15 protein-coding genes and 1 tRNA gene are annotated in these 12151 nt (G+C 55.1%); 5 read left to right on the top strand and 11 right to left on the bottom strand.

The window, feature by feature from the left end; all coding sequences use genetic code 11:
• Positions 1–11: 11 nt before the first annotated feature.
• Both HU767_RS23325 and HU767_RS23320 read right to left on the bottom strand, forming a co-directional pair.
• A complete protein-coding gene (locus HU767_RS23325; protein WP_186730572.1) occupies positions 12–722 on the bottom strand; it encodes a methyltransferase domain-containing protein in 711 nt (236 codons plus the stop codon).
• A 2-nt stretch (positions 723–724) separates the two neighbouring features.
• Positions 725–1693: a glycosyltransferase family 2 protein gene (locus HU767_RS23320; protein ID WP_186704560.1), complete on the bottom strand. Its 969-nt coding sequence runs from the start codon at positions 1691–1693 to the stop codon at positions 725–727.
• 291 nt (positions 1694–1984) lie between these two features.
• Between HU767_RS23320 and HU767_RS23315 the strand changes: the two genes are divergently transcribed.
• The 3 genes from HU767_RS23315 (at position 1985) to HU767_RS23305 (ending at position 3683) form a co-directional block, all read left to right on the top strand.
• Positions 1985–2176: a DUF1508 domain-containing protein gene (locus tag HU767_RS23315; protein WP_014337049.1), complete on the top strand. Its 192-nt coding sequence runs from the start codon at positions 1985–1987 to the stop codon at positions 2174–2176.
• A gap of 231 nt (positions 2177–2407) precedes the next feature.
• Positions 2408–3214, top strand: a complete 807-nt coding sequence (locus HU767_RS23310) for an AraC family transcriptional regulator (protein ID WP_186730571.1) — start codon at positions 2408–2410, stop codon at positions 3212–3214.
• A gap of 100 nt (positions 3215–3314) precedes the next feature.
• Positions 3315–3683, top strand: coding sequence for a cupin domain-containing protein (locus HU767_RS23305; RefSeq protein ID WP_186730570.1), 369 nt, complete (start codon positions 3315–3317; stop codon positions 3681–3683).
• Positions 3684–3694: 11 nt separating this feature from the next.
• On the opposite strand, the gene HU767_RS23300 is transcribed toward HU767_RS23305, so the two are convergent.
• The 3 genes from HU767_RS23300 to HU767_RS23290 form a co-directional block, all read right to left on the bottom strand.
• Positions 3695–4441 carry a phytanoyl-CoA dioxygenase family protein gene (locus tag HU767_RS23300; protein ID WP_186730569.1) on the bottom strand — a complete coding sequence of 249 codons (747 nt, stop codon included), beginning with the start codon at positions 4439–4441 and terminating at the stop codon, positions 3695–3697.
• Positions 4442–4453: 12 nt separating this feature from the next.
• The gene (locus HU767_RS23295; protein ID WP_186704556.1) at positions 4454–6088 is read right to left on the bottom strand and encodes a methyl-accepting chemotaxis protein; all 1635 of its coding nucleotides are present in this window, start codon (positions 6086–6088) and stop codon (positions 4454–4456) included.
• A 263-nt stretch (positions 6089–6351) separates the two neighbouring features.
• Positions 6352–6588 (bottom strand): hypothetical protein, encoded by a 237-nt coding sequence (locus tag HU767_RS23290; protein ID WP_186730568.1) that lies wholly within the window; start codon positions 6586–6588, stop codon positions 6352–6354.
• Between HU767_RS23290 and HU767_RS28940 the strand changes: the two genes are divergently transcribed.
• Together HU767_RS28940 and HU767_RS23285 are read left to right on the top strand one after the other, a co-directional pair.
• Positions 6575–6841: a hypothetical protein gene (locus HU767_RS28940; RefSeq protein WP_041475780.1), complete on the top strand. Its 267-nt coding sequence runs from the start codon at positions 6575–6577 to the stop codon at positions 6839–6841. The two genes, HU767_RS23290 and HU767_RS28940, sit on opposite strands and share 14 nt — an antisense overlap.
• A 285-nt stretch (positions 6842–7126) precedes the next feature.
• Positions 7127–7543 (top strand): type II toxin-antitoxin system YafO family toxin, encoded by a 417-nt coding sequence (locus tag HU767_RS23285; RefSeq protein WP_186730567.1) that lies wholly within the window; start codon positions 7127–7129, stop codon positions 7541–7543.
• 473 nt (positions 7544–8016) lie between these two features.
• On the opposite strand, the gene HU767_RS23280 is transcribed toward HU767_RS23285, so the two are convergent.
• The 6 genes from HU767_RS23280 to purC all read right to left on the bottom strand — a co-directional run bounded on the left by HU767_RS23280 (position 8017) and on the right by purC (position 12151).
• Positions 8017–8448 (bottom strand): hypothetical protein, encoded by a 432-nt coding sequence (locus HU767_RS23280; protein ID WP_186730566.1) that lies wholly within the window; start codon positions 8446–8448, stop codon positions 8017–8019.
• A 216-nt stretch (positions 8449–8664) separates the two neighbouring features.
• Positions 8665–9513: a hypothetical protein gene (locus HU767_RS23275; protein WP_186730565.1), complete on the bottom strand. Its 849-nt coding sequence runs from the start codon at positions 9511–9513 to the stop codon at positions 8665–8667.
• A 203-nt stretch (positions 9514–9716) separates the two neighbouring features.
• Positions 9717–10124, bottom strand: a complete 408-nt coding sequence (locus HU767_RS23270) for a hypothetical protein (RefSeq protein WP_186730564.1) — start codon at positions 10122–10124, stop codon at positions 9717–9719.
• A gap of 44 nt (positions 10125–10168) precedes the next feature.
• Complete coding sequence (locus tag HU767_RS23265) at positions 10169–10990, bottom strand: short-chain dehydrogenase (protein ID WP_186730563.1); 822 nt, start codon at positions 10988–10990, stop codon at positions 10169–10171.
• 274 nt (positions 10991–11264) lie between these two features.
• Positions 11265–11354: transfer RNA gene (locus tag HU767_RS23260), tRNA-Ser, on the bottom strand.
• 83 nt (positions 11355–11437) lie between these two features.
• Entirely contained in the window at positions 11438–12151 is a 714-nt protein-coding gene (purC, locus tag HU767_RS23255; RefSeq protein WP_030141208.1) for a phosphoribosylaminoimidazolesuccinocarboxamide synthase, read from the bottom strand.

The raw sequence follows: 12151 nt of genomic DNA, 5'->3' as shown, positions 1-12151 counted from the left end.
GTGCGTCCAGGTCACGGCTTCTGCGCCAGGCAGAACACCGTCAGGCCGGCAATGCGATTGGCCCCCATGAATGGACGCTCCAGGCTGCACAATGCCCTCAATACGCCATTGACCAGCGGATGATGCCGCGCCAGCTGCGACTTGGCCGGCGCCCCGGTGGCGTTGCGCTGTAACAGGCGCAGGCCGGCGGCGATGGGAAAGACCAGGCCGAAGTAGTACGCACCTTGCTGCACCTGCAAACCCGCCTGCGCCACGACGCTCTCCAACTGTTTGAGGGTATAGCGGCGCTTGTGCTCGAGAAAATCGTCATGCCCGCTCCAGAGGAACTGGAACGCCGGCACGGTGATCAGGAAACGGCTGCCGGACGGCACCTTGTCGACATAGGCCTTGAGCAGGCCCACGTCATCGTCCACGTGCTCCAGCACATCCATCAGCAACACCAGGTCGGCGTCCAGCGTGTCGATGGCGCGTCGGTAGCGGACCGGTTTACCGGCGGTGCTCGCGTCGGAGTCGGCCGGGTAGCTGATGTCCACGCACCAGGCCTGGGCGGTTGCGGTATGGGTCAACAAGTGATGGGAAAAAAAGCCCGACCCGGCGCCCACGTCCAGCAGCGTACTGGCGGAGGTGCCCTTGAGCATGTGGAGCATGGCCCGGGCTTTCGACCGGTAGTACCAGTGCTGCTCGATATCGGGACCGAGGATGTCGGTTTCCTTGAGGTCCATGGTCAGTCCTTGGCGTCATAGATGCGCCGCACCAGGAAAACCGGTCGACGCTTGGATTCGATATAGGTGCGGCCCAGGTATTCACCCAACACGCCGATGCCGATCAATTGCAACCCGCCCAGGAAGGTGACCGCGACCATCAGCGAGGCATAGCCCGGCAGGTCGACCCCGGAAATCAGGGTCCGCAACACGATGAAAATGGCGAACGCAAAGGACACCAGCGAGACGCAAAGCCCCAGGTACGTCCAGATACGCAGCGGTTCGGTGCTGAAGCTGGTGATGCCTTCGAGGGCAAAATTCCACAAGCGCCAGCCATTGAACTTGCTTTCTCCGGCGCTGCGCTCAGGCCTGACGTAGTCCACGTAGGTGGTCCGGAAACCCACCCAGGCAAACAACCCTTTCATGAAGCGACGCGATTCCGGCAGGGTTAGCAAGGCATCGACCACGCAGCGATCCATCAAGCGAAAATCGCCGACATTTTCCGGCAGCTTGTGGTCGGCGATTTTGTTGTGCAGTCGGTAGAAGCCGTTGGCGGACACCTGTTTGGCCCAGGAATCGGAGTCGCGATTGATCCGATGGCCCAACACCACTTCGGCGCCGTTGCGCCAATGGGCGATCATTTCCAGGATCACTTCGGGAGGATCCTGCAGATCGACATCGATCGGCACCACCGCCTGGCCACGGGCGGCTTGCAGGCCGGCACTCAAGGCCGCCTCCTTGCCGAAATTGCGACTCAGGTCGACGATCCGGATGCGCGGGTCGGCCTTCTGCCTGTCCAGCAGCAACACCAACGTATCGTCGCCACTGCCGTCGTTGACGAACACCAGCTCCAGGCTTACCAGTGATTCATCGGCAAAGACCTGGTCGATCCGGGCCATGAACAAATCGATGGACTGGGCTTCGTTGAAGACCGGGATGACAAGCGAAAGCGTTAGACGACCTTGTAGATCCACTCCTGGATATTCAGTCACTTGATGGCTCTTTTTCTTATAGTGTTTTCAGTCCCTTCGGGCTTCCGGCCCTAGGCGTCGAAACGTATTAAGCAGGACCAGGCAGGGCAACGCAAGGATCCAGCCCGAACTTCCAGCCGACCACATGTTCGCAACATGACTTTCCCCATGGAAATGGTCAAATGCCCGATCCGGCAATATTCGATAACCAATGGAAACGATTTTCCCGTAGCCAAAACCACCCACTTGGCTAGGCTTGCAGCCACATGTCCAACGCATGTCTTGACTGAATCAATCGCAGGGAGCGAACCGATGTATTTTGAAATCTATCGACAGACCCGAGGCACCCCGAGCACCGGAAAAGGCCAATGGCGCTGGCGCTTGAGGGCCGGCAACCACGAAACGATCGCCAGTGGCGAATCCTATGTGAACAAGAGTGACTGTCTTCATGTGATCGGGCTGATCAAGAATGTCCAGGGTGAGACGCCGGTAAAAGAGATCTGAACGGCGCTGAAAGAGATTGGCCTGGGCTCAACTCACTGGCTTGTTTGAATCATTGTGGCGAGGGAGCTTGCTCCCGCTGGGCTGCGAAGCAGCCCTTTTTTGTGAGCGCTTCGCACTGGAGCGCCAGCCCGGTCAAGCGGGAGCAAGCTCCCTCGCCACAAGGTTCATCGTTTTTCTTGAGAGAACTGCGTTAGGTAGGGTATACGGGACAAAAGCAGGAGGCCCGGCGCAATGACTCGATCCATCCACAACCGCGACTGGCTGGTGCGAGCACCCGAATCGAGGAAAATGGAACGCATCGAGGCTTATTTCAGTGGCCATGGCTACAGCCCACATCGCCATGACACGTACGCCATTGGCATCACGCTTTCGGGCGTGCAGAGCTTCAACTATCGCCACAGCAAACGCCACAGCCAGCCCGGCGGCACCATCGTCCTGCACCCGGACGAGGTACACGATGGCGAAGCCGGGACGCGCGAGGGCTTTCGCTACCGGATGTTCTACATAGAACCGTCGATGATCCAGCACGTACTGGGAGGCAAGCCATTGCCTTTCATCGAAGGTGGATTGTCCAACGACCTTCATCTCAACATCGCGACCCGCCGATTGTTGAACAGCCTGGATCACCCCCTCGACCCGCTGGAGGAAGAGGACGCCATCTACGACGTGGCCCAGGCGCTCGACCTTGCGGCGGGCAATCGGCGTGGACGGCGATTGATCGACTACCCGGCAGCAGAGCGTGCCCGCCTGTTCATTCACGATGCCCTCGACCAGGTCATCACCCTGGACGACCTGGTGCAGGCAAGCGGCAGGGATCGATGGAGCCTGTCCCGGGATTTCCGGGCGCTGTACGGCACCAGCCCCTATCGCTACATCACCCAGCGTCGCTTGCATGAAGCCCGGCGGCTGGCATTCCACGGCACGCCATTGAGCGAAGTGGCCCTGGCCTGTGGTTTTTTCGATCAAAGCCACATGACCCGGCTGCATACCCAGGCCTTTGGCGTTTCACCGGCACGCTGGCTGAACATGCTGCGCTAAGGCATCGACTGCGCGCTGCAAAAAGCTGCACGATCATCCAATACGCACGTTGGCTCGAACAATAAAGTAGGACGCACCACCCACCCAGGAGCATGCCTCGATGACCCGTTATTCCCCCATCAATTTCGCCCAGAAATACACCCTGTTCCAGGAACAGTGGACGCCAAAAGTCGTGGCCGAAATGAACGACTACCAATTCAAGCTCGCCCGGCTCGAAGGGGATTTCGTCTGGCACACCCACGCCGACACCGATGAAACCTTCATCGTGCTGGAAGGCGAGCTGCGTATCGACTTTCGCGATGGCGCGGTGACCCTTGGCCCAGGCGAGATGTACGTGGTCAAAAAAGGCGTCGAGCACAAGCCCAGCGCCGCGCAGGAAGTGAAACTGCTGTTGATCGAACCTCGCGGCGTCATCAATACCGGCGAAGAAACCAATGAGCGAACGGCGGTCAATGATGTGTGGATCTGACTGAGCCCGCCTCAATCGTATTCAGCTTCCTGGTGATCACCCAGTAGCCGCCGCTGGCGAGGTGTCGCCGCGGCCAGCACCTCAGGGTTGAACTGCCAGTGCAGATAGGGTGAAAACTTCTGTGCGACCATCCGCCGACCGTAGTGCACCTGAAGCATGTAGCGGGTGCGGTCGGCGGTGCGGTTGTCGCTGCCGGCGTGCCACAGTTCGCTGCGCAATATCAAGACATCGCCCGCCCGGCACAACACGGGCTGCGCGGAGCGCCCCTGCCATTGCGTTTCACCCGCCACCGGCGCCCGACCAGCCTTGTGGCTGCCAGGAATCACCTGGGTCGGGCTCAAGTCGGCGTCGATGTCATCCAGGTAAAACTGCGCGGTGAACACCTGCATTGGCAGCTCGAAGGCCGGGTCGGCCAACAGCGTGGGCGGCAATTTCATCGCCAGGTAATCCAGGTGCAACGGCGCCCCCTTGAAACCCGGATGGCAGCGCCAGGCCGTCTGGCCGATAACATGACAGTCATCGCCCAGGGCCGCCTCGGCCAGTTCGATCACGCCGGCCACCTCCAGGAACGGCAGCCAGAACGGGTCGCGATTAAACACACATTTGTAGTGATCGATGACGCCGCTGTAGTCCCAGTGCTGAGGCTTCAACTGGTCGATGGCATGGCGCAGGTTGGCAATCTGCGCGGCATTTAGTACGGCTGGCATCAGGACGAAACCGTCCTGATGCAACGCTCGGAGACTATCGCTGATGGCCACAGCGCGCCGGCCTCAGGTGCGGAAGCGGCCGACCAGCCCAGCCAGGTTTTGCGACAGAGAGGACAGCTGTCGGCTGGCATGCATGCTCTGGGCGGAATTGGCAGCCGCTTCGTTGGACAAGTCGCGGATATCGGAGATGTTGCGGGCAATCTCCTCGGTGACGCTGCTCTGCTCCTCGCAAGCACTGGCGATCTGCGCGGCCATGTCGTTGATCCGCTGGATCGAACCGCCGGTACCGCTGAGCACCTGGTCGACACCCGCTGCACGTTCGACACTGTCCCGGGCCTTGCTGCTGCCCACATGCATGGCTTGCACAGCCTTGGCGACACCGCTCTGCAAGCGCTCGATGCGAACCTGAATGTCTTTGGTCGAGTCCTGGGTGCGGGCCGCAAGCGCCCTCACTTCATCGGCCACCACGGCAAAACCACGGCCCTGCTCACCGGCCCGCGCCGCTTCGATGGCAGCGTTCAGCGCCAACAGGTTGGTTTGTTCGGCGATGCCACGGATCACTTCGAGCACGGCGCCGATACTGGACGTTTCCTGGGCCAATGCCTCGATAGTGCCCGAAGCGGTCTCCACTTCCTGGGCCAACTGGCGGATCGACTCGATGGTACTGCTGACCACCTGAGCGCCGTCACGAGACTGGCTGCTCGCCTCCTGCGCGGCGCCCGAGGCGCTCGCCGCGTTATGCGCCACTTCATGCACCGCAGCGCTCATCTGGGTGGCGGCGGTACTGACCTGATCGAGCGCCGCGTGCTCGCTGCTGATCAATCGGTCATTCGTCGAGGCCATGTCGGCCATGGCCCGCGCTGCGGAGTCTACCTCTCCGGTCACCCGCCCAACCTCGGCGATCAACGGTTGCAACTTGTCGAGAAAACGGTTGAAGGCACTGCCGAGTTGTCCCAGCTCATCGGCCGAGCGTACTTCGAGACGCCCTTTCAGATCGCCACCGCCCTCGGCAATCTGCTCGACGCGGTGCAGCAAGCGACGCATGGGGCTCAACACCACCAGCGGCAGGGCAACCAGCACAAGGACGCAACCAAGCAGGCCGATCAACAGAATCACACCCTGATGCACTCCGACTGCCTCACCGTTTTCAATCGCAGCATCGCCTTCGCGATGGGACGCCGCATCTTCCAGCTCACCCAGCTTGTCGATGGCATCCCGCGTGGCTTCAAACAGGCGCTCACTGTCACCGAAGCTCAGCGCACTGGCACCCTGCGGATCGCCTACCGACAGCTCGAGGACCCGCCGTGAAACCTGCATCCATTTGCCGAAGCTGTCATTGAACTGACTGACCAACGCCTGCGCCTCGGCACCGGGCTGCATCGCGGCATATTTCTGCACACGGTCGTAAGCCTGCTTCGCATTTTCGCCATGGCTGGCGCTCAGCGCTTTCAAATGCTCGTTTGCATGACCGTCCAGCAGGCTGCGCTCGGCCACGAATGCCTGGTAGAGGTCGCGGTCGGCATTGAGCAACAGGCTGATGGCCGGCAGATAACGTTTGGTCAACTGCGTACTGGATTCGGTCACCTGACTGATGCCGCGCATCCCCGCGCCCCCCATCAGGACCAGCAACACAGCCAGGAACACTATCGGGAGAGTGATTTTCCAGCGAAAGCCCAAGTCGGCGAAGAACCGCAGCATGGTGTCACTCCTTACACGGGGGGAATACCTGCCTATCGGCAGCCATGCCTTGAGCTATAGCCCATTAGTCTGATTGTCACAAAGGTTTTGGTGTGAAGGGCTGTGGTTATTCAGGATGCGGAGGGGGTAAAAAAAAGCGGGGAGGCAATTGCAGCGGGGAATATTTCCTACATTTTCCGCCCACATAATTTAGAGAACTTTCTGACTCATCATCTGATTGATGATTTCTACGGAAGGGATCTATAGTTCAAGCGCGTCGTTCATCAGAGCGGCTTGGGTTTGGCGACCCATGACAAATATGCAGGAACCTCTCGCGGATTGCGGAACGCTTCCGTGCGCAATATGCTGCTTTTCGGTAGCTGTGCGTGGGAGATCTTCGGATCTGCCGGTTTTTTCCATTTGTCCCGGTTCGCCAACCCGCGTACAGCTACCACCTTATTCGTTTGGCGACGATTAAGAAGGTCTTCAATCAAATGGAATTTAAAAATGAATAGATACATGGCTCTCACCAGTAATGCCGACGATCAGCCCCTTTTCGTCGATACCTCTGCGCCTTTGCACATCCTGCTTGACACGGCGGGCTATAGAATCCGCGCAGTCACCCAGCTTTTAGAGAACCTCGCCATGCGAGGGGACATTCCGAGTGACTCAGTGGTCCTTCAGGACTTTGCGCAGCTATGCTGCATCTCCTTGAGGGATGGTTGTGACGTACTTGATGTCATCGCCCGACGCTTGGACGCAGAGCCGGCCTAGCTTAAAGGGCCTCCCATGGGGCCCATTTCATCGAAACGAGCATGGTTCTATGACACCCAAACCGCCGGTTTGCCCGGACTCGATTAATCACATAAGCTGATCGGCATGAATACACACACCTCGGAGGCTCCGATGGCTACCACAAAAAAAGTCGAGAAAACGCGCAGAAAAGTCACTCACGAAGAGCTGACATTTCTTGACGTTCGACAAGCTGCACGTGATGGTCAGAAAGTGTTCGATAAATTTGTAATCACTGGCAAGCTTCCTATTACAAAGTAGGCGTGGATGCCAGACGTTAAAATTTCCGCACTTTTTGAAGAAACACAAAATTGGAGAAATTTTGCCGCACACTTTTACAATTACAAAGTGTGCGGCGAGCTTCCGGCTATCTTTGGCAGAGATGAACAGCTCGATCTGAGTGATATGTGTCACATCCATTTGGCGAGCACTGCAGAAACACAAGCTCGCTGGGCCCAAATCGACCGCCAGTACTATCGCACAGCCTTAACGGAAGACCCTGACAACGACTTCTGGCTTATTTATGCCTATGATGACTTCAAAGATGCGTACCTACTGCTGACGATCATTGGACCAGACGCTCACAACCGTAAAGAGTGGGGATCGTTTTTACGTACGATTCATAGCGACATTGTGGAACCTTGGATTGTAGGAAAAATCACTTTTCCTGAGCTAGATGACTGACACCATCTAGCTCTAAGCAAACATTCGGGCTCGCCGCTTCGAAGACCTGTTTCGATATGAATTGTACCTTTCAGTCACCCTTAGTCTTTCTAGCGCTCGCGACAACGATTGGCGTCAGCCTGATTGCGAACAGTTTGAATTCGCCGCAATAGGTTACGAGAGATAGGCTGAAGACTCTTAGGATTGTTCTTGATGTCCCTATTAAGCAGGTCGAGAAACTCTATGACCACCTGAGTTTTCGCATTTCTTTCGGCATTATTCTTAGACATGACTTCTCTCCGACACATAACGCTCCTGCAATATTACGCATCATGACGACATTGCACAGCTCTTACATAGTTTTTTTCCACAGTCAGTAGTTCGCTGTGGAACAGCCAAAGCCTGAAGGAAACGGCGAGACTGATCAAGATTTTTAAGTTCACTTATTATCGTTCCGATTCATAATAGTGGTTCACCCCCCGCTCCCGATGAATTTAGTGCACCGGTATCCATCCGTTGTTCTGGTAGGCAGCCCACACTTTCGTGATTAGGTAGGCGAGTAATCCCAGCATCAGTAAGTAATTGCGTGCGACATAGTAACGAGAGGTCGCCTTACGCTCTTTCAGCAGACTGATGAAGTATCGCCGGGTAGCCGGATCTTCATGCTGGAGCGCAAAAATGTTGAGCCCTAGTGATGTGACAGTTGATTCGATGCGTTTGAATCCGCAAATAGCACTAGCGGCAAAGATAAAAAGTGAGCCCAACAGAAACGTTTCCGTGTTGATACCGATTCGGCCATACGGATTTGTTTGGGCGAGGTAGGCACAGATCGCTAGCGTTGCACCAAGGATGAAATAGTCGAGCTTGTTCGCCGCGTCCTTGTGCAGGGTCGTCAGCAGTTCAATCCTTTCGTTGATCCTTTCCATTCCTGATTGCTCTCCGGCTTGCATTGGGGCTGAGCCTATCGGCGCTGATGCCTCCGCGCCATCACGTCATGCGTTGGGCCAAGTTTTGAAAATCTGATTATCACACTCCGGGAAGAACGGGGGGACAGACCACGATTTTGAGTTCACTGGTAATCGACCCGCCTCATAATCGTGGTCTGTCACCGTTTCCCTTACAATTGTAACTCCAAGAGAGTTTCAGCCTGGTCCGGCGTCAGGTTTTTCCCGAAACAAATCCATTGCATTTCCAAACTCGGCGCCCATTACCGTCCATTGGCGCTCTAGCTGTTGCTCAAGAGCAGGAATATCACAGACAATTCCGAGATCATTGCGAATAGACATCGTGAGCTTTAGCTGCATCTTGGAAAGCTCTTTCATATCTGGCATCAGCAATTTGTTAAATCCCCCCAATCGAGCATTGTAGACATCGTATGCAGTCGACCTAGCATCGGCGTAATCCTGAGCCTGACTGGAAAAAAACTCGTAAGAGTTTTGGAGAGTTTTAAATATCTCAGCGTCCCCTCTCCCCTCCTCATTAAACTTATGCATCTCTCGCAATATTCTTGAGGCTTCAGCTGACGAACCTATATAACCCGTATCATTTATTTCAATATCGGCTTTTGCATCCTGCACCGGAAGAAGCCTCGGTAGTAGTTTCAAAAACAATACTCCGAACGCCACACTTAGCTCCCCTGCTAGCTGCGTGGTTTTCGGCTCAGCTACTAATTTCAACTTTGCCATCGACGCTGTTATTGCCTGAAGCTCAGAATTCATAGTCAACGTAGACAAATCACGACTAGCCAAACTGCCAACATGGATATTGGTTACTTCAATATCCTCAACAGCTTTCAAATAAACCTCACGCCGAAGATTACTGATCTTCTCCTTAGACTTCTCGCGCGCATCATGGTCAAGCTGAAGCTTCAGCCGAGCATTGTTACTTCTATTCGAGAGCATGACACCTATGAGCGTAATGCACGACGCTACAATACCTGACCAAATTACGTCCGGAACTGACTTTAAGAATGTAATGAACTCGTACCACATTGACACCCCCTTTATTAATATTATTCACCCGAGGGCGAAACAGCCTTTCTCTTATAAGTGTTAGGGAGACAGACCACGATTTTGAGTTAACTTATAATCGCCCCACCTCAAAATCGTGGCCTACCCTCATTTTCTTCTATCAAACAGCCCCCCCTGATATGCGCCCCCATGTGTTCGGCGGCGGTGGGCATCCAGAAAAAAGATCATTTGAAGAAGATGTTGAACACGGCTGTTGCAATTGAGACCGTTAGCGCACAGGTGGATAACCATGTGGCTGTTCTGAATTTATTGGCATCCTCTTGGAGGCCTGCCAGCACGGACGACATGAGTGGAAAGTTGATACAGCGCCCATCGCTCGCCACCTCATCAAAGAAAATGACTTTGGAGCCGTTTTCATTGGTGTAACCATGCTTTTTTTGAAGGTGATAGTAAAGGCGCCCAAAGATGATATCGGCATCTACATCAAGGTCTTGGGCGATCATCTTGCAGTCGATGGGAACGTAAATTTTGCTGCGTCGCCCACTATTTTCTCCATCGGAGTGATTCTGAAACTCTTCGTAGTAGAGTTTGTAAATGCGTTCTAAAATGGCACGATCGGAAGGAAGCTTCATTCGCATATATCCTTGTGGTTCTGTAGATTCCATAGAAAAAAGGGCTACCTACTAGTGCCAGAGCGAACCTCAGCCCCTGCTTTACTGACAAGGCCATGAATAGCTTTCTTTGCCTCTTCCAGTTTTTGCTGCTTTGCCGCTGCGGCAAGCTTTTCATCTAGGACCAGCTCAATTCCCATTTTCACGACTGGGAACGCCGCTAGGCACTCGTTCTCTGTCAGCTCGTGCACGCCCTGGCTAAGAATCTTGTACATCGAACGATTCTCCACAAGGAATTCGGGGAGGTGCCCTCCTAGCAGCTGTATCCGCTCAGCCATCCGCCCTTTGCAGTAAGCCTCATCATCCCATCCACTATCGCTTTTCGCGACCTGATACGCAGCATCGACAAGATTTTCAAAGATTCGTCTTAGATACACGAAAGACCCTACACCCACACCATGTGCAGCCAAGCCGATCGCTTTAGTGAACTCTTTGAAATCCTCTCTGGATAGCACAGTAGAATATTGACGCACATCATAAGTGTTGAGGTCAGCAAGGGACGGATACTGTCCAATCTTCTGCACCGTCCTGCCCTCAATATCGAACAGGAAGAACAAGTGATGGGCCGAATTTCTAGAGCATCTAAGCAAGACGCTGTAACGCCTACTCCCCGCCCATGCGTCAATATAATGAGGAGTGTTCCCGTTGTTATGTTGGTGGAAAATGCTGTGTGCATTACATTCCGGGCAATACGTGTCGATAGGCTCTTGGGAGAAAAATACGTTCCAGCCTTCTTGATCGTGCTCTTCAGCAAACGTAAATTCCTTATACAAGGGATAAGCGATACAGAACTCTTTTTTTGTCGGTGGTGGCGTCTGCGCGGTCATACGGACTGGCTCTAAATGGCAAGATGGGAAACGTATTCCCTCGACATTATCGGCTTGCACGAACCCTGTCCACATAAGGAGAACGCGCCTGTACTAGCCCCCCACGAATTGATTATTCGGACCGGCCACCTGACAGATTAAAACTGCACAGAGAGAAGGGTTGAGATTGCCTCAAACGGGCTCTTGAGCGACAAGAGGAAGTAGTACAAATGAGTAGTACAACTGAAAAAGAAAAACCCCTGTAACTCATTGAGTTACAGGGGTTTTCTGAATATGGCGGAGAGATAGGGATTTGAACCCTAGGTACTGTCGCCAGTACAACGGATTTCGAATCCGTCCCGTTCGGCCACTCCGGCATCTCTCCAGTGGCGCGCATCATACCAGCACATTCGCCGGAAGCGAACCCCCGAGCGAAATTTTTTCCGTGCTATCAGATGCTTGCGTCGATTACAGCGGTACACCCAGGCGCTGGGCAACTTCTTCGTAGGCTTCGATGACGTCACCGAGGCCTTGGCGGAAGCGGTCCTTGTCCATTTTCTTCTTGGTGTCCTTGTCCCAGAGGCGGCAGCCGTCCGGGCTGAATTCGTCGCCCAGGACGATGGAGCCGTCGCTGAACACGCCGAATTCAAGCTTGAAGTCCACCAGCAGCAGGCCGGCGTCGTCGAACAGCTTGGTCAGCACGTCGTTGACCTTGAGGGACAATTCCTTCATGCGCGCCAATTGCTCGGCGGTGCCCCAACCGAATGCCACGACGTGGGATTCGTTGATGAACGGGTCGCCCTTGGCGTCGTCCTTCAGGAACAGCTCGAAGGTGTAAGGGTTGAGCTTCATGCCCTCTTCCACGCCCAGGCGCTTGACCAGGCTGCCGGCGGCGTAGTTACGCACGACGCATTCGACCGGGATCATGTCCAGCTTCTTGACCAGGCATTCGTTGTCGCCCAGCAGCTTGTCGAACTGGGTCGGCACGCCGGCGGCTTCGAGCTTTTGCATGATGAAGGCGTTGAACTTGTTGTTCACCATGCCCTTGCGGTCCAGCTGTTCGATGCGCTTGCCGTCGAACGCCGAGGTGTCGTTACGAAACAGCAGGATCAAGCGGTCAGCGTCGTCGGTCTTGTAAACCGACTTGGCTTTGCCGCGGTAGAGTTCTTCACGTTTTTCCAT

It is taken from the genome of Pseudomonas sp. SWRI179, assembly GCF_014268705.1.
Lineage (GTDB): Bacteria > Pseudomonadota > Gammaproteobacteria > Pseudomonadales > Pseudomonadaceae > Aquipseudomonas > Aquipseudomonas zanjanensis.
Note: the sequence above shows the minus strand (reverse complement) of the source record. Positions and strands in the feature narration are given on the sequence as shown.

What these genes read in the sequence shown, in the direction of transcription:
- HU767_RS23325 (WP_186730572.1), bottom strand. Translation starts at nt 722, where the DNA reads ATGGACCTCAAGGAAACCGACATCCTCGGTCCCGATATCGAGCAGCAC.
- HU767_RS23315 (WP_014337049.1), top strand. Translation starts at nt 1,985, where the DNA reads ATGTATTTTGAAATCTATCGACAGACCCGAGGCACCCCGAGCACCGGA.
- HU767_RS23310 (WP_186730571.1), top strand. Translation starts at nt 2,408, where the DNA reads ATGACTCGATCCATCCACAACCGCGACTGGCTGGTGCGAGCACCCGAA.
- HU767_RS23305 (WP_186730570.1), top strand. Translation starts at nt 3,315, where the DNA reads ATGACCCGTTATTCCCCCATCAATTTCGCCCAGAAATACACCCTGTTC.
- HU767_RS23295 (WP_186704556.1), bottom strand. Translation starts at nt 6,088, where the DNA reads ATGCTGCGGTTCTTCGCCGACTTGGGCTTTCGCTGGAAAATCACTCTC.
- HU767_RS28940 (WP_041475780.1), top strand. Translation starts at nt 6,575, where the DNA reads ATGAATAGATACATGGCTCTCACCAGTAATGCCGACGATCAGCCCCTT.
- HU767_RS23290 (WP_186730568.1), bottom strand. Translation starts at nt 6,588, where the DNA reads ATGTATCTATTCATTTTTAAATTCCATTTGATTGAAGACCTTCTTAAT.
- HU767_RS23285 (WP_186730567.1), top strand. Translation starts at nt 7,127, where the DNA reads ATGCCAGACGTTAAAATTTCCGCACTTTTTGAAGAAACACAAAATTGG.
- HU767_RS23280 (WP_186730566.1), bottom strand. Translation starts at nt 8,448, where the DNA reads ATGGAAAGGATCAACGAAAGGATTGAACTGCTGACGACCCTGCACAAG.
- HU767_RS23275 (WP_186730565.1), bottom strand. Translation starts at nt 9,513, where the DNA reads ATGTGGTACGAGTTCATTACATTCTTAAAGTCAGTTCCGGACGTAATT.
- HU767_RS23270 (WP_186730564.1), bottom strand. Translation starts at nt 10,124, where the DNA reads ATGAAGCTTCCTTCCGATCGTGCCATTTTAGAACGCATTTACAAACTC.
- HU767_RS23265 (WP_186730563.1), bottom strand. Translation starts at nt 10,990, where the DNA reads ATGACCGCGCAGACGCCACCACCGACAAAAAAAGAGTTCTGTATCGCT.
- purC (WP_030141208.1), bottom strand. Translation starts at nt 12,151, where the DNA reads ATGGAAAAACGTGAAGAACTCTACCGCGGCAAAGCCAAGTCGGTTTAC.